Origin of the sequence: Micromonospora zingiberis (assembly GCF_004331455.1) — a bacterium.
GTDB lineage: Bacteria > Actinomycetota > Actinomycetes > Mycobacteriales > Micromonosporaceae > Micromonospora > Micromonospora zingiberis.
Map to the genome: position 1 here is coordinate 34671 of NZ_SJJR01000021.1, position 23053 is coordinate 57723.

21 protein-coding genes and 1 pseudogene are annotated in these 23053 nt (G+C 71.6%); 13 read left to right on the plus strand and 9 right to left on the minus strand.

What is annotated here, in order from left to right:
* Window positions 1–2: 2 nt before the first annotated feature.
* The 3 genes from E0H26_RS23865 to E0H26_RS23875 form a co-directional block, all read right to left on the minus strand.
* Window positions 3–515, minus strand: a complete 513-nt coding sequence (locus E0H26_RS23865; RefSeq protein WP_131307437.1) for a hypothetical protein — start codon at window positions 513–515, stop codon at window positions 3–5.
* 103 nt (window positions 516–618) lie between these two features.
* Window positions 619–1617 (minus strand): phosphotransferase, encoded by a 999-nt coding sequence (locus E0H26_RS23870; RefSeq protein ID WP_131307439.1) that lies wholly within the window; start codon window positions 1615–1617, stop codon window positions 619–621.
* Between the two features lie 48 nt (window positions 1618–1665).
* Window positions 1666–2838 (minus strand): thiolase family protein, encoded by a 1173-nt coding sequence (locus tag E0H26_RS23875; protein ID WP_131307441.1) that lies wholly within the window; start codon window positions 2836–2838, stop codon window positions 1666–1668.
* Window positions 2839–2933: 95 nt separating this feature from the next.
* Between E0H26_RS23875 and E0H26_RS23880 the strand changes: the two genes are divergently transcribed.
* Window positions 2934–3368 carry a PH domain-containing protein gene (locus E0H26_RS23880; protein ID WP_420812870.1) on the plus strand — a complete coding sequence of 145 codons (435 nt, stop codon included), beginning with the start codon at window positions 2934–2936 and terminating at the stop codon, window positions 3366–3368.
* A 95-nt stretch (window positions 3369–3463) separates the two neighbouring features.
* Here the strand turns inward: E0H26_RS23880 and E0H26_RS23885 are convergent, their stop codons facing one another.
* Window positions 3464–4372 carry a rhomboid family intramembrane serine protease gene (locus tag E0H26_RS23885; protein ID WP_131307443.1) on the minus strand — a complete coding sequence of 303 codons (909 nt, stop codon included), beginning with the start codon at window positions 4370–4372 and terminating at the stop codon, window positions 3464–3466.
* Window positions 4373–4506: 134 nt separating this feature from the next.
* On the minus strand, window positions 4507–5037 hold the full coding sequence (locus tag E0H26_RS23890; protein WP_131307445.1) for a peptidylprolyl isomerase: 531 nt from the start codon (window positions 5035–5037) through the stop codon (window positions 4507–4509).
* Window positions 5038–5153: 116 nt separating this feature from the next.
* Between E0H26_RS23890 and E0H26_RS23895 the strand changes: the two genes are divergently transcribed.
* Window positions 5154–5912, plus strand: a complete 759-nt coding sequence (locus E0H26_RS23895; protein WP_206025340.1) for a hypothetical protein — start codon at window positions 5154–5156, stop codon at window positions 5910–5912.
* Between the two features lie 143 nt (window positions 5913–6055).
* Here the strand turns inward: E0H26_RS23895 and corA are convergent, their stop codons facing one another.
* The 3 genes from corA to E0H26_RS23910 form a co-directional block, all read right to left on the minus strand.
* Window positions 6056–7114, minus strand: a complete 1059-nt coding sequence (corA, locus tag E0H26_RS23900; RefSeq protein ID WP_420812872.1) for a magnesium/cobalt transporter CorA — start codon at window positions 7112–7114, stop codon at window positions 6056–6058.
* 481 nt (window positions 7115–7595) lie between these two features.
* A complete protein-coding gene (locus E0H26_RS23905; protein WP_131307451.1) occupies window positions 7596–8690 on the minus strand; it encodes an aminotransferase-like domain-containing protein in 1095 nt (364 codons plus the stop codon).
* A 130-nt stretch (window positions 8691–8820) separates the two neighbouring features.
* A complete protein-coding gene (locus tag E0H26_RS23910) occupies window positions 8821–9345 on the minus strand; it encodes an ester cyclase (RefSeq protein ID WP_131307453.1) in 525 nt (174 codons plus the stop codon).
* Window positions 9346–9524: 179 nt separating this feature from the next.
* Between E0H26_RS23910 and E0H26_RS23915 the strand changes: the two genes are divergently transcribed.
* From E0H26_RS23915 to E0H26_RS23935, 5 genes are all read left to right on the plus strand, one after another.
* A complete protein-coding gene (locus E0H26_RS23915; protein WP_206025342.1) occupies window positions 9525–9974 on the plus strand; it encodes an NUDIX hydrolase in 450 nt (149 codons plus the stop codon).
* Entirely contained in the window at window positions 9971–10741 is a 771-nt protein-coding gene (locus E0H26_RS23920) for a hypothetical protein (RefSeq protein ID WP_131307455.1), read from the plus strand. Before E0H26_RS23915 ends, E0H26_RS23920 begins: the two co-directional genes overlap by 4 nt.
* Before the next feature lie 71 nt (window positions 10742–10812).
* Window positions 10813–11544, plus strand: a complete 732-nt coding sequence (locus tag E0H26_RS23925; RefSeq protein ID WP_131307567.1) for a phosphocholine cytidylyltransferase family protein — start codon at window positions 10813–10815, stop codon at window positions 11542–11544.
* Complete coding sequence (locus E0H26_RS23930) at window positions 11532–12599, plus strand: iron-containing alcohol dehydrogenase family protein (RefSeq protein WP_131307457.1); 1068 nt, start codon at window positions 11532–11534, stop codon at window positions 12597–12599. The genes E0H26_RS23925 and E0H26_RS23930 overlap by 13 nt, the downstream gene beginning before the upstream one ends.
* Window positions 12583–13296, plus strand: a complete 714-nt coding sequence (locus E0H26_RS23935) for a CDP-alcohol phosphatidyltransferase family protein (protein WP_131307459.1) — start codon at window positions 12583–12585, stop codon at window positions 13294–13296. Before E0H26_RS23930 ends, E0H26_RS23935 begins: the two co-directional genes overlap by 17 nt.
* 1087 nt (window positions 13297–14383) lie before the next feature.
* Here the strand turns inward: E0H26_RS23935 and E0H26_RS23945 are convergent.
* Window positions 14384–15466 (minus strand): annotated as a pseudogene (locus E0H26_RS23945) (glycosyltransferase); the annotation flags it as partial.
* A gap of 24 nt (window positions 15467–15490) precedes the next feature.
* Between E0H26_RS23945 and E0H26_RS23950 the strand changes: the two are divergent.
* The 6 genes from E0H26_RS23950 to E0H26_RS23975 all read left to right on the plus strand — a co-directional run bounded on the left by E0H26_RS23950 (window position 15491) and on the right by E0H26_RS23975 (window position 23052).
* A complete protein-coding gene (locus tag E0H26_RS23950; RefSeq protein ID WP_131307461.1) occupies window positions 15491–16351 on the plus strand; it encodes an Fpg/Nei family DNA glycosylase in 861 nt (286 codons plus the stop codon).
* A 267-nt stretch (window positions 16352–16618) separates the two neighbouring features.
* Window positions 16619–18190: a sugar transferase gene (locus E0H26_RS23955; RefSeq protein WP_131307569.1), complete on the plus strand. Its 1572-nt coding sequence runs from the start codon at window positions 16619–16621 to the stop codon at window positions 18188–18190.
* A 44-nt stretch (window positions 18191–18234) separates the two neighbouring features.
* Window positions 18235–19461, plus strand: coding sequence for a sensor histidine kinase (locus E0H26_RS23960; protein ID WP_131307463.1), 1227 nt, complete (start codon window positions 18235–18237; stop codon window positions 19459–19461).
* Complete coding sequence (locus tag E0H26_RS23965) at window positions 19458–20228, plus strand: LytR/AlgR family response regulator transcription factor (protein WP_131307465.1); 771 nt, start codon at window positions 19458–19460, stop codon at window positions 20226–20228. The genes E0H26_RS23960 and E0H26_RS23965 overlap by 4 nt, the downstream gene beginning before the upstream one ends.
* A 124-nt stretch (window positions 20229–20352) precedes the next feature.
* Window positions 20353–22431 carry a carboxypeptidase regulatory-like domain-containing protein gene (locus E0H26_RS23970; protein ID WP_131307467.1) on the plus strand — a complete coding sequence of 693 codons (2079 nt, stop codon included), beginning with the start codon at window positions 20353–20355 and terminating at the stop codon, window positions 22429–22431.
* A gap of 270 nt (window positions 22432–22701) precedes the next feature.
* Window positions 22702–23052 (plus strand): DUF485 domain-containing protein, encoded by a 351-nt coding sequence (locus E0H26_RS23975; RefSeq protein ID WP_131307571.1) that lies wholly within the window; start codon window positions 22702–22704, stop codon window positions 23050–23052.
* Window position 23053: the final 1 nt, after the last annotated feature.

Here is a 23053-nt window from a genome sequence, read left to right on the forward strand (position 1 = left end):
GGTCAGCGGGCCACTGCGGGCTTGAACGCCGGACGCCGGGGGGCGGTGACCGCTTCGGCCACGGTGGCCACGATCCGGGGCTGGGCGCTGCGTACCCGGGTGCGGAAGGCATGGTTGAACAGCGCGTCGAGCTGCCACACCTGGCTCGGCTGCTGGGTACGGATCAGGAAGCGTTCGCGGATGCCGTCGATGGCGGTGGCGGCCAACTCGACCGAGTGCAGCCGGGGGTCGGGGCTCCAGGTGACGTTGCTCAACTCCCGCAACTCGGTGTTGAGATGCAGTTGCAGCCGATGCAGCACCCGGGTCTGCCGGGTGATCACGATGCGCCGATGGGTGAGCAGGAGGAGATACTCCCCGGACATCGGCCGGTCGGGCCGGCTGCACCGGGTGACCAGAACGGTGGCGTCGCTGGAGCCGACGCAGCGGCGGAATACCGGCATGTGCCGGGTGGCGGTCTGCACCGCCAGCCCCGCTTCGGCGGCGGCTGGCAGGAACGTTCGGGAGAAGACGTCCATGACTTGCCCAACGACCCTGCTCGCGCCGGTGACGTGGCTCATGCATCTGCTTTTTGCAAATTCCACGTTACGCGGCGGGCCGATCGGTGCCGCCCGGTCCGGCTCAGTCCGGCTCGTCGGCGAGCAGTTCCTCCAGCCAGCCCGGCACGGCGGCGGCGTACTCCGCCCGGGTCGGGTCGGCGGTGGCCAGGGCACGGCGCCAGGAGAGCGAGCGACTGACCACGGTCACCCAGGCGGCCACCCCCGCCATCCGCCGCAGGGCATCCCGCTCGAACCGGTCCGTCCACGGTTCCAGATAGGCGTCGCGCAGCCGGACCAGTGCCGGGTCGGTGCTGGCGCGTCCGGTGGTGTACGCGATCGACCGCAGCGTGACGAGCAACGTGCCGAAGGGATGGGCCACCGAGGCATCGCCCCAGTCGAAGAAGCGGTGTCCGGTGCTGGCCACGAAGACGTTGCCGTCGTGCAGGTCGTCGTGCTGGATCGACGGCGCGACCCCGCTGCCGGCCAGCCAGCGGCAGCGCTCGGCGTACGCCGGCAGCAGCCCGCGCAGCCGGTCGTACGTCTCGGTGGTCAGCCCGTCCGGCGTACCGATCAGCAGGGCCGCCCGGTCGTCGAGTAGTTGGGCGAACAGCTCCGGCAGCACCTCGGGACGGTGGTCCGGCACCCCGAGGGCGAGCAGTTCGTCGACGTGCGCGACGGTGACCCGCTGGAGTTCGGCGTACTCGGGCAGCACCCGTTCCCACCGGGACGGGTCACTCTCGCCGCCCGCCACCTCGCGCAGGGTCGCCCCGCCATCCGGCAGCACAGCCCAGCCCCGGTCGAGGTCCACCGCGATCGGGTCGAGTACCCGGCCGGGCGTCAGCCGGGCCAGCGTGGCGAGCAGCCCCGCCTCGTACCTCGTGCCCGGGCTGTTCGCCTTGAACCAGACGGCGCCCGCGTCGGTGGGCACCCGCCAGACCAGCGACCACGGGCGGATCCGGGGCTCGACCGGGCCGGTGACCCGACGGCCGGTACGGGCGAGCGCCTCGGTCACCCAGTCCAGCGCGGCGGCCTGCCAGTGCGGGTCATCCCATCCGGTGTGCGGTACGGCAGCGGCGGTCACCCGGGCAAGCTAGCCCGCTCGGCCGCCCGCCGCGACCAGGTTTCGGGTTCAGAGCAGCTCGATGATCGTCGCGTTGGCCATTCCGCCGCCCTCGCACATCGTCTGGAGGCCGTAGCGGATGCCGCTGTCGCGCATGTGCGCGAGCATCGTGGTCATGATCCGGGCGCCGGATCCGCCGAGCGGGTGCCCCAGAGCGATGGCCCCGCCCCGGGGGTTGAGCCGCTCCGGGTCCGCCTCGGTCTCCGCCAGCCAGGCCAGCGGCACCGGGGCGAACGCCTCGTTCACCTCGTACACCCCGATCTCCTCGATGCCCAGCCCCGCGCGGCGCAGCGCCTTCGCGGTGGCCGGGATCGGCGCGGTGAGCATGGCGACCGGGTCGTCGGCGGCGACCACGGCGGTGTGTACCCGGGCCAGCGGTCGCAGGCCGTGCCGGCTGGCCCACTCGCTGGTGGTGACGGCGAGTGCCGCGGCGCCGTCGGAGATCTGCGACGCCGAACCGGCGGTGACCACGCCGTCCGGGCGGAACGGGGTGGGCAGTTCGCCCAGCTTCTCCAGTGACGTGTCCCGCCGCACGCCCTCGTCCGCCGCGAACTTGCCACCGTCGGCCAGCGCGACCGGCGCCAGTTCGGCCTCGAACGCTCCGGCGTCCTGGGCGGCGGCGGCCTTCTCGTGGCTGGCCAGGGCGAACTCGTCAAGCTGGGTGCGGGACAGCCGCCAGCGCTGGGCGATCAGCTCCGCGCCGACGCCCTGGTTGAACGGCAGCGGGGAATCTGCCGCGAAGCCCTCCACACCCCGGTAGCGGGCCAGGATCTGCGCACTGAACGGCAGCGCACCGGCCACACTGGAGCCCATCGGCACCCGGGTCATCGACTCCACGCCACCGGCGACGACCAGATCGGCCTGGCCGGAGAGCACGGTCGCGGCGGCGAAGTGCAGGGCCTGCTGGCTGGAGCCGCACTGCCGGTCCAGCGTGGTGCCGGGCACCGACTCGGGCCAGCCGGCGGCCAGTACGGCGTTGCGGGCGACGTTCCAGGACTGCTCGCCGACCTGCGAGACACAGCCCCACACCACGTCATCGACCTGGGCCGGATCGATCCCGGTACGCTCGGCGAGGGCACGCAGCACGTGCGCCGACAGGTCCACCGGGTGCACGTCGGCCAGGCTGCCCTTGCGCCGCCCGACCGGGGTACGCACCGCGCCGACGATAACCGCGTCACTCATGTTTACTCCCCGGTAACTTGGCTGGCCCCGATCCTACGCCGACGCCGACCAGGCGTCCGCCCGCGCCGTCGCGCCGCGCTGGCATGCTGGTCGGCGTGCCTTTCGAGACGGCCACATCGCAGTGGCGGATACCCCCGGCCCTACCGGTGCTCAAGCTGGTCGCGGCGGCCGGCCTGCTCGCCCTCGGAATCCTGCTCGCCGGGGGTGACCTGCTCCAGCCGGTACTCGGCGCGCTGGCCGCCGCCGCCCTCACCGGCTGGGCGGTGCGGGACCTGGTCGCGCCGGTACGGCTGACGGTGGACGCGGATGGCGTCACCGTGCCGGCGGGCTGGACGGGTCGCCGACACCTGCCCTGGCCGGCGGTGGAGACCATCCGGGTGCAACGCCGGTCCGGCCGGGGCCTCGGTGGCCCGACGCTGGAGATCGACACCGGCGACTCGCTGTACCTGTTCAGCCGGCTCGACCTCGGCACCGACCCGCACGAGGTGGCCGATGCGCTGCTCGCCGCCCGGCCTGCGGAAACTGCCTGATCGAGCGTGGTTCCGCCGGTGTGGCGGTGTCCGTTCCGGCGGGATCGCGCGATTCCGCCGGAACGGTTGTCGATCTGCGCGGCGGGCCGACCCGGTCAGAGCAACGCGGCGGTACGGATCAGGGCCAGGCCGAGCAGCGCCACCATGATCAGCCCGCCGCCGACGGCCTGCACCAGGGTGCGATGCGACCGGGGAGCATAGGCCAGCACCAGGGCCATCAGCGCACCGAAGACCAGGCCGCCCAGGTGGCCGGCGATCGAGATCTGCGGCACGGTGAACGTGAAGATCAAGTTGATCACCAGGATCGGCAGGATCGCGGAGGTGTCCCGCCCGAGCCGCCGCATGATCACAAAGGTCGCCGCGAAGAGACCGAAGATCGCGGTGGACGCACCGGCCGACATCTGGTTCGGCGGGCTGAACACGTACACCGCGACGTTGCCACCGAAGCCGGCGATGAAGTACAACGCGGCGAAGCGCAGCGGGCCGAGCACCGCCTCCAGCGACCGGCCGAGCACCCAGAGCGCCCACATGTTGAGCAGCAGGTGCAGCACGCCGTAGTGCAGGAACATCGCGGTGACCAGGCGGTACCACTCGCCCTCGGCGACCCCGCCGATGTGGCCGTCGGGGAACATCGCCCGGCCGAGCACGGCACCCCACTCGGTGAGCGGGGTGCTGCCACCCATCAGGCCACCGAAGCCGGTGCCGCCGGCCGCCGCGTCGCCACCCCGGTCGGAGGCGATGGAAACCAGCATCACCAGGAGGTTCAGGCCGATCAGGACCTTGGTCACGTAGCCGTGCCGGCCGGCGGCACCGCCACCGAAGGCGGTACGCGCCGGCCGAATGCTACGGCGTCCCTCTGCCACGCACTCCGGGCACTGGAACCCGACGGAAGCCTCGCGCATGCAGTCCGGGCAGATCGATCGATCGCATCGGGTGCATCTGACGTACGTCTCCCGACCTGGGTGGCGGTAACAGGCCGGGGTGGTCGGCGCGGACTCACTCACCGCAGGCCCCAGGTGCCCGAGCGCTCAATCATGCGAGCAAAGGTACCTCGACCCGCCAGTGCGGCCGATCGAGGTGAACCCGGCCGGTCCCGCCCGCCGCGCCCAGGCCCTGGGCGGCGGGCAGGGCACGCGGGTCAGGCGCCCTGACGCTCGATCTCGATGCGCTCGATGACGACATCCTGCAGCGGCCGGTCGCTCGGGCCGGTGGGGGTGTTGGCGATCGAGTCGACGACCTTCGCGGACTGCTCGTCGGCCACCTGACCGAAGATGGTGTGCCGGTTGGTCAGGTGCGGCGTCGGCGAGACGGTGATGAAGAACTGCGAGCCGTTGGTGCCGGGGCCCGCGTTCGCCATCGCCAGCAGGTACGGCCGGTCGAAGCGCAGCTCGGGGTGGAACTCGTCGGCGAAGGTGAAGCCGGGCCCGCCCCGGCCGGTGCCGGTCGGGTCACCCATCTGGATCATGAAGCCGCTGATCACCCGGTGCGAGATGGTGCCGTCGTAGTACGGACCGCTGCCCGGCTTGCCGGTACGCGGGTCGGTGTACTCGCGCGTGCCCTCGGCCAACTCGACGAAGTTGCGGACGGTCTTCGGCGCGTGGTTGGGAAAGAGTTCCAGCCGGATCGGGCCGGCGTTGGTGTGCACGGTGGCGTAGACAGCCTCGGCCACGGGTACTCCTTACTCGTTGGTCAGTTCCATGCGGATCCTCCCATGTGCCCGATCTGGACGTGCGGAGGCATCCGAAGGTGGAGGATGAGCAAGGACAACTCCCAGGAGGTGGGACCGTGTTTGGAATCGGGCGGCGCAAGACCCAGGGGCAACTTGCCAGGGCTGAACTGAACCGCAGTGTTGGCCACCTGCGGCAGGCCGCCACGCACGCGGCCAGGGGCGCCGGCGCCACGGTCGGTCCACGGGTCCAGGCGGCCCGCAGTGCCGTGACGCCAGCCACCGTGATGATTCGGGACCGCACGTCGAGCGGCCTGGCCACGACGGCAGCGGCGCTCGCACCCCTGGCCATGGCGGTACGGCAGGCACAGGCCGAGGCAGCCGGCAAGGCCGCTGCCGGGAAGAAGGCCGCCGCCACCAAGCAGGCTGCGGTCACCAGGAAGGTCAAGGCGAAGAACATGAAGGCGAAGAAGAAGTCCCGCCGTAGCGGGCCCATGATGGTCGGTCTGCTCGCTGCCGGCGCGGTGGCCGGGCTGGCCGGCGCGATGGCCCTGCGGCGCTACCGGGAACAGCAGGTGTGGGCCGAGTACGACACGGGCGCGGCACTCGAACCGATGCGCGAGGAGGTGGAGACCATCGAGGTGCGTACGGCCGGACCGGCCGGTGCGGGCAAGGCCTCGACCGGCGCGGGCAGTTCCGCGGTGGCCAGCGGCGACAGTGCCTCCACCACCACCAAGACCGCCCCGCCACCCAAGCCCACCCCCACCGAGAAGGTCCCCTCGGTCGCCGAGGGCGCCCGCACCACCAGCGGCCGCCCCGCCGACGACCTCTCCAAGGCCATCAAGAACTCACCCACCAACTCCAACTCCCGCCCCTGACCCCACCCCCCTGACCCCGCCCCTCCTGACCCCGCCGATCTTGCACTTCGTGTCGGTGCGTAACGGGCGAAAGCCCCGAACCGGCGACCGAAAGTGCAAGATCGGCGGGGAGGGGCGTGGGGGTGGGGCGGGGGTGGGGTGGGTTAGAGCCAGTCGTTGCGGCGGAACCAGCGGTAGAGGGCCAGGGAGATGGTGAGCATCAGGGCCAGGACGACCGGGTAGCCGTAGGTCATCTTGAGTTCGGGCATGAACTCGAAGTTCATGCCGTAGATGCCGGCGATCGCGGTCCAGACGGCGGCGATGGCCGCCCAGGCGGCGATCTTGCGCATGTCGTTGTTCTGGTCGACCGTGACCTGGGCCAACCGCGCCTGGAGGATCGAGTTCAGCAGGTCGTCGTACGAGTTGACCTGCTCGACCGTACGGCTGAGGTGGTCCTGCACGTCACGGAAGTAGCGGCGTACCTCCTTGGGCACGTCGCGGTTCATCTGCGTGGTCAACGCGAGCAGTGGACGCTGCAACGGCATCACCGCGCGCTTGAACTCCACAAGCTCCCGCTTCATCTGGTAGATCCGCTGGATCCGGCCGGTGGTCTGGCGGTCGAAGACCTCCGTCTCCAACACGTCCATGTCGTCCTCAAGCTGGTCGGCGACCTCCAGATAGAGGTCGACGACCCGGTCGGTGATCGCGTACGCCACCGCCCAGGGGCCGTGCAGCAGCAGTTCCTGCCGGGCCTCCAACTCCTCCCGCACCGGGGCGAGCCGGCAGGCGTCGCCGTGTCGGACACTGATCAGGAAGTGCGGACCGATGAAGAGCATCACCTGCCCGGTCTCCACGACCTCGGAGTTCTCGGTCAGCTCGGTGTGCTCGCAGTAGCGGGCCGTACGCAACACCAGAAAGCTGACCTCGCCGAAGCGCTCCAGCTTGGGCCGCTGCTGGGCCTTGACCGCGTCCTCCACGGCCAGTTCGTGCAGCCCGTAGGTGGCGGCGATCTCGGTCATCTCGGCCAGCTCCGGCTCGTGCAGCCCGAGCCACACGAAGCCGGTCTCCTCGCTGCGGGCCGCAGCCAACGCCTGCGCGAAGTCCCAGTCGCCGGGCTGCCGCCGACCATCGAGGTAGAGGGCGCAGTCCACCACCGCGCTGCGTTGCGGGCCGGACGGAGCCGGCACGGCCGGCGTTCCGTCCGGACTGAGTCGGCGCGTCATGGCCCGCACCGGCGACCAGTTGCGGGGCCGCAACGCCCGGCCACCGTCCGTCGGCTGCGTCCGCCCCTGGTCGAGGGGGGACGTCCGGTGGCCTGCGGTGGAGGTGTTCCGGCCTCGTCCGATCCGATCGGTCATCACGCTCCCTCCGCGCGCCGGCCTGCGGCTTGCAGGGTACGCCGCCGTACCGATCATGGCGGCTTCCGCTGCCCGGAGGGGGTGGCGCCGGACGGACCGGACCGCTACGGGGGGTGAGGGGGCGATCCGGCCCGCCCGGCGCCGTGGGGGCGGGGGTTGATGCTGGCCGCGTCACCCGGACGTGCGGGCGGCCGACTCGCGCCGAGTACGGTCCGCGGTGGCCGGAGCCGGTAGGCCGCCGGTACGCATGGCGAGTGACGCTCGCAGCATTGTGGGCCGCCGGCCGCCCCAGCGGGAGTCCTGGAGCGGCCGGGATCGCCTTTCTGTCGTAAATCCGACAGATATTTCAGCTGCGGACCGCTTCCATCGCCTCGGCCAGCCGCCGTACACCCTCGTCGATACGGTCCGCCGTCACCGCCGAGTAGGCCAGCCGGAGCGCGTGCCGCCCACCATCGACGACGAAGTCGCTACCCTTCACCACCGCGACACCGCGCTCGGCCGCCGCCGGGGCGAGCCTGTCGACATCGACGTCCTCCGGCAGCTCGACCCAGAGGAAGTAGCCGCCGTCCGGCTCCACGAAACGGGCCTCGGGAATGTGCCGGCGCAGCGACTCGGCCAGCACCCGCGCCCGTTCGCCGAGCGCCGCCCGGACCGTTTCGATCGACCGCTCGATGTCACCGGAGACGCAGAACTGGTGCACGATCGCCTCGGACACCATGCCCGGTGCGATGTAGAGGCTCGTGGCCTTCTTCGCGATGTCGGCGATCAGGTCCGCCGGGCCGATCAGGTAGCCCACCCGTACCCCCGGGCAGACCGTCTTGGTGAAGCTGGAGGCGTGCACCACGACGTCACGGGTGTCCATCGACAGCATCGACGGCAGCGGCTCGCCACGGAACCGGATGTCGGCGTACGGGTCGTCCTCGAAGATGATGAAGCCGTACTCCTTGGCCAACTCCAGCAGCTCACGGCGCTTGTCCAGGGAGAGCGTCACGCCCGCCGGGTTCTGGTAGTTCGGGATGACGTGCGCCAGCCGTGGACGCACCCCGGACTCCAGCAACTTGCGCAACTCGGCGGTGTCCAGGCCGTCCGGCTGGACGGTGACCCCGTGCAACTCGCTGCCCATCCGCTGAAGGTTGAGCAGGGTGCGGTCGTAGGTCGGCCGCTCCACCACCACGGCGTCACCCGGACGCACCAGGTGGTCGAAGAGGAACGCGTCGGCCTGCAACGAACCGTTGGTGATCAACACCTGGTCGGCCTCGACCCCGTGCTTCTCGGCGATCCACTTGCGCAGCGGAAGGTAGCCGACGGAGGTGCCGTACGCGGTCACCCCGGCGGGATCGGCGTCGAAGGCGCGGACGGCGGCGGCCTTGAGCCCTTCGACATCGACGATGTCCAGCGAAGGCGCGCCACGGGCGAAGGAGATCAGCTGCTCGGCGGTCATGGCTGTTCAGCGTACGTGCGCTGGTGGGGCGTACGCGGACGGCACGGCGATGTCCGCATCCTGAGCCACCGGGTCGGGTGAGCAGAACCGCCCGGGGAGTCGGCAGGTGCCAGCCGGACGGCGGAGCAGGTCAGGCGGCGGCGGACGCGGCCCGCCCGGGCCAGGCCAGTTCCGGGCCGGCGAACACCGGCCCGCTGTCCGGCGCCGAGCCCACGGATGCCAGCTGCGCCTGCCGGGACAGCCCCGCCACGTGCAGCCCGAGCGAGGTGACCAGGTTTCCCCAGTCGAAGTAGGACCGCCAGGTGACGATCCGGGTCCGCCGCACCCGGACCATGTCCACCACCTCCCAGGAGACGGTGCGTCCGGTCGGCGCGACGGTGCCGAACGGAGTGTGCAGCACCCCGTTGTGGGTGCCGGTGAGCCGCTGCTCGACCGCTGCCCCGCCGGCCGTGCGGACCGCACCGAGTGGATCGACCCGCAGGTCGGGAAAGGCACCCGTCCAGGTACGCAGCAGGGCCGGCAACTCGGTCGGGCGCACCGTCACACCGGGCATGGCATAGCTGCCGTCCGTCGCGTACAGCTCGGGCAGGCGGGCCACGTCCCGCCGCAGCAGCATCGCGTACTGCAACTCGATCAACCGGTCCGCGCCGCGCATCCTGGCCTCCCCGCCGGCCCGGTCGGCCCACGCCGGCAGCGAATCCTTACCCTCCGGCCCGCCCCGCCACACCGACAACCGTCCGCGATGTGCCGTTTCGCCCGCCCGCCAGCCCGACGACCGGCCGGATCGGACCGGCAGCGCATCGGCAACTGGTGGGCGGCGGCTACTGTTTGCGGGTGCCCACCGAGCCGCTGCGCTGCGCCGGAGCGCTGATCGTCGATCCCGAGGGACGCCTCTTCTTCCAGCGCCGCTCGCCGGACCGGCGCCTCTTCCCCAACTGCTGGGACATCGTCGGCGGCCACCTCGAACCGGGCGAGACCGTCGAGGCGGCCCTGCGCCGGGAGGTCACCGAGGAAACCGGCTGGCGGGTGACGGAGATCCTCGGCCAGGTCGGCGAATACCGTTACGTCGGCGACGACGGCCTGACCCGGATCGAGTCCGACTGGCTGGTCCGGGTCGACGGTGACCTGGCCGCGCCGGTGCTGGAGGCGGGCAAGCACACCGAGTACCGCTGGCTCGGCCCCGACGACATCGACCTGCTGGACGAGCACCGCCACGTCAACGACGGCCTGATCCGCCAGATCGCGGAGCGGGCCTTCGCCGTGCTGCGGTCGACACCTTCGTGAGCGACAGCGTCGGGCTGGCTCCACACCGGTACGCCGCACTGATCGCGCCCGCCATCGACCGGGTCTGCGTCGCGGCGATGCAGGCCGGCCTGGACGGGGGCGGGGCCGAACTGAGTCAGCGGTACGGCGGCCAGGCAGCCACCGGCTTCCTGGTGGAGTTGCGTACCCGGCTGGCCGCACCGGGCGGCACGGTCGACGCACCGGGGTTCGCCGCCGTCACCCGGTACCGCGAGCCGACCGCCTGTCGTCGGGCCGTGGACCGGCACGTCGCGTACGGCATGATCCACCGACGGTCGGACGGCACGCTGGCCGCCACCGACCGTGGCGCGGCCTTCCTCGCCGAGCTGTACCAGGTGCACGCCGAGGTGACCGAGGAACTCTGGGCCGGGCACGAGGACCGGGTGCGCCGGCTCGCCGCAACGGCCGGCCGGCTGGTGGCCGCCGCGTCGACCGCTGCGGCCGGCGACGGGCCCGGCGGCGGCTCCGCCTTCACCGCGCTCGCTCCGCCGTACGAACCCGACGGCACTGCGCCCGGCGTGCTGCTGCTCAACCGGCTCAGCGCGCTGCGGCACCACCGGTCCGACGCGCACGCCGCCGCGTGGACCGCGGCCGGCCACACCGCCGAGAGCATCGCCGAGCTGGCCGACGGTGCCCAATGGCGGGCCATCGAGCTGGAAACCGACCGGCGGGTGGCGGGCCCGTACGCCGCGCTGACCGCAGCACAGCGACTGGACCTGCTCGCCGACCTGGCCGCGCTGCCCGGCTGACCCCACAGCGGCCCGACCGACGGCGCTATCCTCCTCCGGTGAACGCCGTGAAAACAGAAACTGATGCCGGCATGGTCGGAATGGTGCTGGCAGCTGGCGCGGGTCGCCGGCTACGCCCGTACACCGACACCCTGCCCAAGGCCCTGGTGCCGGTGGATGGCGAGATCACCATCCTCGACATCGCGCTGCGCAACCTGGCCGAGGTGGGGCTGACGGAGATCGTGGTGGTGGTCGGCTACGCCGCGGACGCCGTCCGGGAGCGCCAGGCCGAGCTGGAGCAGCGGTACGGCGTCACGATCACCCTCGTGCACAACGACAAGGCCGAGGAGTGGAACAACGCCTACTCGCTCTGGCTGGCCCGCGACTGGTTCGCCCGGGGCGTACTGCTGGTCAACGGCGACACCGTGCACCCGGTGAGCGTGGAGAAGACCCTGCTGGCCGAGCGTGGCCCGGGCATCCTGCTCGCGATCGACACGATCAAGAAACTGGCCGAGGAGGAGATGAAGACCACCTTCGACGCCGCCGGCCAGCTCACCCGGATCACCAAGCTGATGGAGCCGGCCGAGGCGTACGGCGAGTACATCGGAGCGACGTTGATCGAGCCGCAGGTGGCCGCGGCGCTCGCCGACGCGCTGGAGGCGACCTGGCAGCGCGACCCGAACCTCTACTACGAGGACGGGTACCAGGAGTTCGCCGACCGTGGCGGCGAGGTGCGGGCCGCCCCGATCGGTGACGTCGCCTGGGTCGAGGTCGACAACCACGACGACCTGGCGCGGGCTCGGGAGATCGCGTGCCACTGCTAGCCCGTACCGTCACCACCCCGCTGGCGATCGAGGTCCGCCGGGGTGCGGTGGCGGACCTCGGCGCGCTGCTGGCCGACCGGCGGATCTCCGGCGGCGGCGACGTCGCGGTGGTGGTCGGCCCCGGGCAGGGCGAGAAGATCGCCGAGCTGTGCCAGCCCTCGCTCGGCTCGGCCGACATCTTCACGGTCAGCGGCGGCAGCGTCGACTCGGCCAACGAGCTGGGCGACCAACTCCGCCGCCGGCACTACGACGCGGTGGTCGGCATCGGTGGCGGCAAAACCATCGACACGGCCAAGTACGCCGCCACCCGCTACGGCATCCCGATGGTCACCGTGGCGACCAGCCTCGCCAACGACGGCATCGCCTCTCCGGTGGCGTCGCTGACCCACGAGGGCGGCAAGGGGTCGTACGGCGTACACATCCCGATCGCCGTCCTGGTCGATCTCGACTTCGTGGAGAACGGGCCGGACCGGCAGACCCAGGCCGGCATCGGCGACGCGGTGAGCAACCTGAGCGCCTGCGCCGACTGGGAACTGGCCCACGAGGTACGCGACGAGCCGATCGACGGACTCGCCGTGACGCTGGCCCGGACCGGGGCGGAGGCCCTGGTCAACCACCCCGGCAAGATCACCGATGACGCCTTCCTGACCACGCTGGCCGAGGCGCTGATCCTGGGCGGCATCTCGATGTCGATCTGCGGCTCCAGCCGGCCGGCCAGCGGCGGCGACCACGAGATCTCGCACGCCATCGACCACCTCTACCCGGGCACCGGCTCACACGGCGAGCAGGTCGGCCTGGGCGCGCTGTTCTGCACGTTCCTCCGTGGCGACCTGGAGCGGTTCGGCCAGTTGGCCCGCTGCCTGCACCGGCACGGCCTCTCCACCCGGCCGGGCGATCTCGGCCTCACCGACGAGCAGTTCGTCGAGGCGGTGGCCTTCGCGCCGCGTACCCGACCGGACCGCTACACGATCCTCGAACACCTCGCGCTGTCCGCTGACGACGTCCGGACCCGGCTGGGAGACTACGTTGACGCCCTCCGTGAGCACCTTGGCTGAGCCATCCCACCCCACGGTCGCCGACTTCCACCGGGTGAACCGGGGCGGTGGCCTGTTCAGTGAGTCGATCAGCCAGTGGATCGGCGCGGTCTTCGCGCTGGTCGCCCAGCGGCTCGGGCTCCGGCCGACCGCGTTGACCATCACCAACCTGGTGCTGGGGCTGGCCACCTCGGTGACCGTGGTCGCCCTCGCCGGCCCGGTCGCGGCGGGCGAGGTGCCGGCCTGGGTGGTCGGGCTGCTCGCCCTGGTCGGCTGGCAGATCGCGTACGCCCTGGACTGCGCCGACGGCCAACTGGCCCGGGTGACCGGGCAGGGCAGCGCGGCCGGCGCCCGGGTCGACGTGCTCTGTGACGTGGCCGCCCAGATCGCCCTGGTGGCCGCCCTGTCCGCCACCGCCGTCGCGCAGCGCCCCTCGACGCCGACCTGGCTGGTGGCCGCCTTCGCGGGCACCTGGATGGTCAACCTGGTCACCTCGGTGATGCAGTCCGGCCCGAACGCGGCCAGCATGGTCACCTCCACGTCCCTGCCGGTACGCCTGGTGAAGCTGGTCCGCGACTACGGCGCAGTGATCTTCGTGGCCGCCCTGATCCTGGCGGTAGCCCCGGCGCTGGCTTTCTGGGCGATCATCGCGTTCACGATCGTGAACGGCGGCTTCCTCCTCGCCAGCATCGCCTTCTCCGCCCGCGCCAGCTTGTAAGGAAGGGCACCTTATTAACGCCTCGTGCATAGGAAGGGCCCCCTATTAACACGCGGCAAGCAGCAGCACCCCACCCCACCCGCCCCCACCTGGACATTCCCTGCCTCAACACATCTGCCTATACCAATCTTGGTACGAATAGGCCCTCAGAGGGGCATTTTCGTACCAAGATTCGCAGGGACATCGCGGCCGGCTCGGAAGCGATGTTCCCGTCCGACGTCGATCGCCTGATCACCATCACCAACTCCGTTCGAAATGAGTGCGGTGACTTAGCGAGGTGATCGACTGCGTTCCGCCGGAATGGCGGTATCCGGGCGGGCGGGACACCCGCATTCCGGCGGAACGCGTCGAGGCCGCAGGCTCGTGCACCTCCGGCCGGCGTCGGAGTTGATCAGGAACGGGACAGGTCCGCGTAGACGGCGAGGAGTTGCTTGGTGACCACGTCGGGGTGGAAGACTCGCTCGTAGCGGGACCGGGCGGAGGCGGAGAGTGCGGCGGCACCGGCTGCGGCCAGCGGCAGCGCGGCGGCGAGCGCCGCCGGGTCGGGCGGCACCACCCAACCGGCCTCACCAGCCTGGATCCCGGCCGGCAGAGCACCCGCTTCGGACGCCCCGCCCAGCCCGGCCAACCCACCCGCACCACCCAGCCCGTCCCGACCAGCCAGGCCACCCGCACCACCCAGCCCGTCCCGACCAGCCAGGCCACCAGGACCACCCAGCCCGTCCCGACCGGCGAGGCCATCGGCACCGCTCAGCCCGTCTCGACCGGCCAACCCACCGGCACCGCCCAGCCCATCTCGACCGGCGAGGCCATCGGCACCGCTCAGCCCGTCTCGACCGGCCAACCCACCGGCACCGCCCAGCCCATCTCGACCGGCGAGGCCATCGGCACCGCTCAGCCCGTCTCGACCGGCCAACCCACCCGGACTACCCAGGCCGCCAGGACCGGACACGTCGCTGGGAGCAGACACGCCGCTGGGAGCAGACACGTCGCTGGGAGCGGGCACGCCGCTGGGAGCAGACACGTCGCTGGGAGCAGACACGTCGCTGGGAGCAGACACGCCGCTGGGAGCAGACACGCCGCTGGGAGCGGGCACGTCGCTGGGAGCGGCTGGGCCGCCGGGGCTGGGTGGGGCGGGGGCTGAGGCGATCACGGCCGGGCCGGTGCCGGCGGGTTCGCGGGGGGTGTCCGCGCCGACCAGGTACGGGATGCCGCCCAGCGCCGTGCCGAGGACCGGACGGCCACTGGCCAACGCCTCGATGATCACGGTCGGGAGCACGTCGTGCCAGGTGGAGGTCGCCAGCACCACGGCGCTGGCGGCCAGCGCCTCCCGTACGCCGGCCCGGTCCAGTGGGCCGAGGAAGGTCACGTCGGCGCGCTCGGCCGCCGCCGCCTCGACCAGCGGACGCAACTCGCCGTCACCGGCCACCCGCAGCGGCCCGAGCGCCCCGTCGGGGTGCCGGCGCCACGCCTCCAGCAGCAGGCCGAGCCCCTTCTCGGGGGAGAGTCGGCCGAGGAAGAGGAAACCCCGGCCGAGCGGCGTCGGGGTGCCCGGGTCGGGGATCCCGTTCGGTTTCACGACGATTCGAGAATCCGGGATGCCGTAGTCACGCAGATGGTCGGCGACGGCGCTGGTCAGGGCGATGAACCGGTCCACCGACTTCCAGGTGCCCCGGTGTACGGCCAGGGTGGTGGCCATCAGCGCGCTCTGGGCCCGCGAGCCCCGGTAGCAGCGGTGCACCACCGCCGGCACGCCCAGCGCCCGCCCTCGGCAGTCCTGGCAGATCACGCCGTCCCGGAAGTAGAGCCCGGAGGAGCAGACCTGGCGGTAGTTGTGCACCGTCTGCACCACGGGCACGCCGTGCCGGTGCGCGGTACGCACCACCCAGGGCGAGAGCAGCGGGTACGGGTTGTGCAGGTGCAACACGTCCGGCCGGTGCTCGGTGAGCAGCCGGGCCAACTCCTGCTGGGCCCGGGGCGCGTAGATCGGGGAGATCGGCAACAGCGCCTTCGCCGTCTTCGGCATCGACGGGATCTCGTCGGAGCTGCGCAGGAAGGGCAGCACCTCCACACCAGCGGCGGTGAGCTGGGCGATCTCCGCGTCGACGATGGTGTTCTCACCGGAGGGCTGAGCTTCCCGGTACCGGTTGTGCGCCACGACGATTCTCACGGCAAAGAAGGCTACCGTTGGATGGTGCCCGAGCTACCGGAGGTGGAGGCGCTCGCGGGTTACCTGCGCCAGCGCGCGGTGGGCCGCCGCGTCGACCGGCTGGAGGTCGCTGCGATCAGCGCCCTGAAGACGTACGACCCGGCGCCCACTGCGGTCGCCGGACGGACCGTGACCGACGCTCGCCGGCACGGCAAGTTCCTCGACGTCGTCTTCGACGGTGACCTGCACCTGGTGGTGCACCTGGCCCGCGCCGGCTGGCTGCACTACCGGGAGGCGTTCGCGTCGACCGTCCCGCTTCGTCCGGGTAAGGGGCCGATCGCGCTGCGGGTCCGCCTCGACGACGGTTCCGGGTTCGACCTGACCGAGGCCGGTACGCAGAAGAAGCTCGCCGTCTACCTGGTGACCGATCCGCAGACGGTGCCCGGGGTGGCCAAGCTCGGGCCGGACGCGCTCGCGGCCGATCTTGCCGCCTTCGCCGGGGCGCTGCGCAGTCGGCGGGGGCAGGTGAAGGGGGTGCTCACCGATCAGGCGGTGCTGGCCGGGGTGGGCAACGCGTACTCGGACGAGATCCTGCATGCGGCGAAGCTGTCCCCGTTCGCCCTGACCGATCGGCTCACCGACGACCAGATGGCGACCCTGCACGCGGCCACCCGGCGGGTGCTCGGCGACGCGGTCACCCGCTCGCTGGGGCAGCGGGCCGCGGAGTTGAAGGGCGAGAAGCGGTCCGGGCTGAAGGTGCACGCCCGCACCGGGCTGCCCTGCCCGGTCTGTGGGGACACCGTCCGCGAGGTCTCCTTCGCCGATTCCAGCCTCCAGTACTGCCCGACCTGCCAGACCGGCGGCAAGCCTCTTGCTGACCGAAGGCTGTCCAAACTTGTACGGTGAGTAACGACACGCTTTGACTACGGAGCGGAATCGGACGCGGGGTACGCAACCTCCGGTCCGGCACTCTTCCCGGGCCGCCATCCATCGGTATAGTGGCCCGGTCCCCGGCTTCCGGATGGCGTGGAGCCGGCCAGCTCCCAGGCGAACACGAGTCCGTCACGCAATGTCCCTCGGGTCGGCGTCGAGACGGAGTCCGCGTGGGAAACTGGAACGGTGGGCGACTCGGGCCCTTACGGCGAGTAAGCGGTGCGGGTCATGCGGGAGGACATGGGTGAGGTGACGACAAGCCTCCAGCGCCCGGTAACCAACGAAGGCCGGAGCAGACTCGTGCGGCACGTCGACAGCTTCGAGATCCAGCCGCCGAACCCGCCGTCACCCAACGGCGTACCTCGATCGGTGTGGGCGCGGGCCCGGCGGCGCGTCTCCCGTTGGCACCGGCCCTACACCGCGATCCTGCTGCTGCTCGACTTCGCGGCGGCGGCCTTCGCCAGCTACACGGCGGTCCGCACCTTCGACCAGGCGACCGCCGGTTTCCACGAGGCCCAGAACGACCCGACCTGGTTCTACACGGTCGGCTTCCTGCTGCTGCCGCTCGGCTGGCTGGTCATCCTGTGGTTCAACGGGGCCTACGACCGGCGTTGTCTCGGTCTCGGGCCGGACGAGTTCAAACGGGTGATCCGGGCCGGTGTGACGGTCTGTGCCGCGGTGTCGTTCCTCGCCTTCGCCACCAAGACCGACCTGTCCCGGTTCACCGTCGGCACCGCCCTGCTGCTGGCCCTGCTGTTGATCCTGCTGGGCCGGATCCTGACCCGCTTCGTGCTGCACGTGATGCGCCGCAACACCCAGCAGGCGGCCCACCGGATGGTGCTGGTCGGCACCCTGCCGGAGTGCCTGGAGGTGTACACGGCGGTCACCCGCAACCCCGCTGCCGGCCTGGTGCCGGTCGCCATCCACATCACCGACGGGTACGCGGCGGCCAAGGGGGTGCAGACCCCGGTACCGGTCTACGCCGGCCGTGACGTGCTGGCCCTGGTACGCGAGGTGGGCGGCGACACGATCGCGGTCTGCGGGTCGGCCAGCGCCGAGCCGGGCGAGCTACGCCGACTGGCCTGGCAGTTGGAAGGCTCCGGGGTCGACCTGGTGGTGGCCCCGCAGCTGACCGACATCGCCGGCCCCCGGGTGCACATCCGCCCGATCGAGGGCCTGCCGCTGCTGCACGTCGAGGAGCCGACCCTGTCCGGGCCGGCGCTGCTGGCCAAGAGCATGATGGATCGGATCGCCGCCGGCCTGGGCCTGCTGGCACTGATCCCGGTCTTCCTCGTCATCGCCGTCGCCATCCGGATCTCCGACCCCGGCCCGGTCTTCTTCCGCCAGCCCCGGGTGGGGCACGAGGGACGTACGTTCCGGGTGTGGAAGTTCCGCACCATGTACGTCGACGCGGAGGACCGGCTGGCCAGCCTGGTCGACCAGAACGAGACCGACGGCATGCTGTTCAAGATGAAGCAGGATCCCCGGGTCTTCCCGGTGGGCCGCTTCCTGCGCGCCTCGTCGCTGGACGAGCTGCCCCAGCTGATCAACGTGCTCAAGGGCGAGATGTCCCTGGTCGGGCCGCGTCCCCTGCCCGCCGACGACGGCGACTTCCTCGGCGATGTCCGGCGCCGGCTGCTGGTCCGACCCGGTATGACCGGCCTGTGGCAGGTGTCCGGACGCTCCGACCTGTCCTGGGACGAGGCGGTCCGGTTGGACCTCTACTACGTCGACAACTGGTCCCTGGCGTACGACCTGAGCATCCTGTGGCGCACGGTGGGCGTGGTGCTGGCGCGCAAGGGCGCGTACTGAATCAGCCCTTTCCCCGAGCCCCGACAACCAGCAGGATCATCGGCGTGGGTGGCAACCTCTCGGCCAGCATCGGCGTCTTGTCGCTGGTCATCGTGCTGACCGCGGCTCTGGTCGCGGTCGCCCGGCTGCGCGGCCGGCGGGGCATCGCCACGGCCAGCCAGCGGGCCACCTACGAGGTGCTGCACACCACCGGGTTGGCCGCCGAGCCGCTGCGAGCCGGGCTCAGTCCGGCCGGCGCGGCGAAGGCGGCCCGGCACCTGCGCGGTCTGATCGGCGCGGCCGGGTTGGCGTTGACCGACACCGAAGAGGTGGTCGCGCTCGACGGGCGCGGCGCGCACCACGGGGAGCAACTGCGCGCGGCGGCGCGGCGGGTGGTGGCCTCGGAGCGTTCCACCGTGCTCGGCGAGTCGGAGCTGCTCTGCGACCGGGTCGACTGCCCGGTCCGGGGGGCGGTGGTGGCACCGATGGCCGGCGCGCAGGGCCGGGTGGCCGGCGCCCTGGTCGCGGTTACCGACGGCGTGCCCGCCCCGGGGCTGGTGCAGGCCACCCTGGAGACCGCGCGCTGGGCCGGCAGTCAGCTCGCCCTGGCCGAGTTGGACTCCTCCCGGGAACGGCTGGCCCGGGCCGAGGTACGCGCGCTGCGGGCGCAGATCAGCCCGCACTTCATCTACAACGCGCTGACCGCGATCGGCTCGTTCGTCCGCACCGATCCGGAGCGGGCGCGGGAGCTGATCCTGGAGTTCGCCGAGTTCACCCGCTACTCGTTCCGTGCCCACGGTGAGTTCACCACGCTGGCCGAGGAGCTCCGGTCGATCGACCGGTACCTGACCATCGAACGCGCCCGGTTCGGCGACCGGTTGCAGGTACGCCTCCAGATCGCCCCGGAGGTGCTGCCGGTGACCCTGCCGTTCCTGTGCCTACAGCCGCTGGTGGAGAACGCCGTCCGGCACGGGTTGTCGCGCAAGCCCGGTACGGGCATGGTGAGCATCGAGGCCCGGGACGCGGGCGCCGAATGTCACATCACGGTGGAGGACGACGGAGTGGGGATGGATCCGGGCACCCTGACCGCCGGGATCGCCGAGCTGGCCGGAGCCACCGGCGACCCGGGGGACGACCCGGGCCAGCACGTCGGTCTCTCGAACGTCGACGCACGGCTCCGGTCGGTGTTCGGCAGCGACTTCGGCCTGGTCGTGGAGACGGGCGTGGGGTCGGGCACGAAGGTGAGCATGCGGGTGCCGAAGTTCCACCCCGGCGTACGGGCACGTTCGTGACCGGCAATGGTGGACCGGGCTTCCTGCGGGTGCTGGCGGTGGACGACGAGCCACCGGCCCTGGACGAGCTGGCGTACCACCTGCGGGCCGATCCCCGGGTGGCCCGGCTGCACACGGCCGGCGACGCCACCGAGGCGCTGCGGGTGCTCCGCGACGACGACGTGGACGTGATCTTCCTCGACATCCGGATGCCCGGCCTGGACGGGATGGAGCTGGCCCGGGTGCTGCGCCGGTTCGCCCGGCCACCGGCGATCGTCTTCGTGACCGCGTACGACGACGGTGCCGCCGACGCCTTCGACCTGGGCGCCACCGACTACGTCCGCAAGCCGGTACGCGCGGAGCGGCTGGCGGAGGCGCTGCGCCGGGTGGTCGGGTCGCGGGTGGTGCCGTCGCATCCGGCCGCCCTGGCCCGCGCCGAGGAGGATCCGACGATCCCCGTGGAGCTGGCCGGCTCGACCCGGATGCTGCCGCGCTCCGCCGTGCGCTGGGTGGAGGCCCAGGGCGACTACGCCCGACTGCACACCACGGAGGGTTCGCACCTGGTCCGGGTTTCCCTGGCGACGCTCGCCGACCGATGGGCCGATGCCGGGTTCGTTCGGATCCACCGCTCGTACCTGGTGCAGCTGCGGCTGATCGCCGAGCTGCGACTGGTCAACTCCGGATATGTGGTGATCGTCGACGGCACGGAACTGCCGGTGAGCCGGCGGCACACCCGGGAGTTGAAGGACAAGCTGGTCCGCGCCGCCAAGCAGGAGTGGAGCCGCTGACCTCCACACCGGACGAACAAGATCCGTATTGGCCTATCCTTTCGGGGCCGATCCGATACGGGGCGCGGGTCGGTGCGGGCGGGTGCCTGCTCAGGCCGCCCCGCACCCTCACGTTTGGATCCTGATGCAGTTGTCTCTCATCCGCCGGGCCCTGCTGGCCGGCATCGCCGTGGTGGCCGTCGTGCTGCCCGGTGCCACCCCCGCGCTCGCCGCGTCGACCGGAGCGATAGGTGGTCGGCTCACCACCAGCGCCGGCACCGCCGCCCCCGACGTCCCGGTCTCGGTCTACCGGACCGGAAGTTCCTCCGTCGTCGCCCGCACCTCCACCGACGCCGAGGGCAACTACACCCTCGCCGGGCTGGCGGCGGGCTCCTACACCGTCGGCTACCGCCCCGGCGGCCAGCCGGAGCAGTACCACCGGCAGAAGTTCCGGACCTGGGAGGCCGACCCGGTCATCGTGACCGTGGGCAACACCAGCACGGTGGACGAGCAGTTGGTGGGCACCGGCACGATCTCCGGCCGGATCGTCGACACCGCCGGCGAGCCAGTCCGCGACCTGCGGATCGAAGGCCGTCCCATCGGCTCCCCGGACTGGGGCAGCGCGTTCACCGACGACGACGGCCGGTACCAGATGACGGTCCTCGCCGGCCGGTACCGGGTGACCTTCGAGCCGGTTCAGGGCACCTACCAGACCCAGTACGTGCCATCCAAGATCGATCAGAACGAGGCCACCGTCTTCGAGGTCACTGCCGACGCGCAGATCGTGGCCGACGACACGGTGCTGCCGGTCGGCAACCTGTCGGGCCGGTTCACCCACACCGATGGCCAGCCGCTGCGGAACGCGGACATCTCCGTGTACACGCCGAACATGTACAGCGCCACCTGGGCGCAGACCGACGCGGACGGGACGTTCGACGTCCGGGTGCTCGCCGGGGCGTACCGGGTCGGCCTGTACACCGGCGACCGCGAGCAGTACTACCGGGGTCAACTGGTGCCGGAGCGCGCCGACCTGGTGACGGTGCACGGCGGGCAGCGGACCAGCATCACCGACGCCCTGCTCGGCACCGGTGCGCTCCGGGTCCGGGCGGTCGACTCGGTGACCGGTGCCCCGGTGGCCAACTTCTGCGCCAGCGACCAGTGCAGCAACGGCACCGGCAGCGTGCTCCTCACCGATCTGCCGGAGGGCCGGCACGACATCTACCTGTACGCGCCGGACCGCCGATACTTCCCCCGGGAGCGCACCGGCGTACGGGTCCGGGCGAACGAGACCGCCGAACTGACCGTCAAGCTCCGCCCCGGAGCGGCCATCACCACCAGCGTGGTGGACCGGCAGAGCGGTGCGCCCCTACAGGGCGTGTGTGTCGAGGCGTTCCTGGCCAAGCGGGTAGTCCTGCCCGACACCAACTTCATGTGCAGCGACCGCAACGGCCAGGTCACCGTCGGCCCGCTCAAGGCCGGTGACCACAGGCTCTTCGTGGTACCGCAGAACCTGACGTACGGCCGGCAGTGGGTCGGCCCGAACGGCGGCACCGGTGACGAGCGCGAGGCCGCCACGGTCACCACGACCGTGGGTGAGGTGGCCACCGGGCCGACGGTGCGGCTCGACCGGGCGGGGCAGATCACCGGCCAGGTCACGGACGCGGAAACCGGCACCCCGCTGCGGGACGTCGACGTGTCGGTGCTGACCGGTCACCCGGGCGTCGGCGCGCAGGACGCGTACACCGACGACCAGGGTCGTTACACCCTGACCCGGCTGGGCCCGTACGCCTGGCCGGTGGTCTTCAGTCGTGGCTCGTACGCGACGGTCTGGTCGGGTGACGCGACGAGTCGGTTCACCGCCGCAGCGGTGACGGTCACCGCCAACTCGGCGGCCACCCTCGACGCGGCCCTCGGTCGCGGTGTCGAGGTCACCGGCACCATCGCCAGCACCGAGGGCACGCCGATGCGGGACGGCTACGTGCTGGCCCACAGTGTCGACACCGGCGACATCGCCGGCAGCGGCTCGGTCGCCAACGGGCAGTTCACCATCCGGATGACCGGGCGGCAGCGGATCTTCCTCAGCTACGACGTCTACGTCAACGAGGGAGAGATGCACTCGGGTCGGTACCAGGTGACCGATCCGGACGGCGTCCGCCGGCTGGCCCGGTTCACCGTGCCCGCGAGCGGGTCACTGAGCGTCGACATGGTCATCCCGACCAGCTGAGTCGGACCGGGGGACGGGGGTGGTGGCCGGTCACGGCGGGCCACCCCCGTCCTTCGCTCTTCGCCGCCCGGGTCGCCGCGGACCCGGACGCGCTTCGTCCACAGGTCCAGCGGGTTATCCACATGTTGTCCACAGCCCTCTTGACAATCCCGTCCGGCGGACGAGACTGCCGGGGTGGCCGCCGAGGATTCACCACCGGCACCCCGCCGACCCGAGCCGTCCCGGGCCGCCGCGCAGCCGGGCGCATCGGGGCCGGCCGGACGTACCCGGGTGGTGCTCGCCGAGGTGTCCCGCCGGCAGCACCGGGCCGGTGGCACCCGCACCGAACTGACCCAGCAGACCCGGGTCGGTGAAACGCTGATCCGTGGCCTGGTCCGCGCCCAACTCGCGCTGGCCGTGCAACTCTCGGCGGTGGTCCTGGTCGGGCTGGGCGGGCTGCCCTGGCTGTTCGCCATCGCCCCCTCGGTGGGCCGGATGACCGTGCTCGGGGTCAACCTGCCGTGGCTGCTGCTCGGCGTGCTCTCCTTCCCGTTCCTGGTCGCGGTGGGTTGGACGTACGTGCGGCTGGCCGAACGCAACGAACAGGACTTCGCCGACCTGGTCCAGCGGCCGGAGCGCTGAG

Coding starts and splice junctions, on each gene's coding strand:
- E0H26_RS23955 (WP_131307569.1), top strand. CDS start 16,619: ATGGGTGAGGTGACGACAAGCCTCCAGCGCCCGGTAACCAACGAAGGC.
- E0H26_RS23970 (WP_131307467.1), top strand. CDS start 20,353: ATGCAGTTGTCTCTCATCCGCCGGGCCCTGCTGGCCGGCATCGCCGTG.
- E0H26_RS23910 (WP_131307453.1), bottom strand. CDS start 9,345: ATGCGCGGCGCGGACCGGTTGATCGAGTTGCAGTACGCGATGCTGCTG.
- E0H26_RS23925 (WP_131307567.1), top strand. CDS start 10,813: ATGGTCGGAATGGTGCTGGCAGCTGGCGCGGGTCGCCGGCTACGCCCG.
- E0H26_RS23875 (WP_131307441.1), bottom strand. CDS start 2,838: ATGAGTGACGCGGTTATCGTCGGCGCGGTGCGTACCCCGGTCGGGCGG.
- corA (WP_420812872.1), bottom strand. CDS start 7,114: ATGACGCGCCGACTCAGTCCGGACGGAACGCCGGCCGTGCCGGCTCCG.
- E0H26_RS23865 (WP_131307437.1), bottom strand. CDS start 515: ATGGACGTCTTCTCCCGAACGTTCCTGCCAGCCGCCGCCGAAGCGGGG.
- E0H26_RS23905 (WP_131307451.1), bottom strand. CDS start 8,690: ATGACCGCCGAGCAGCTGATCTCCTTCGCCCGTGGCGCGCCTTCGCTG.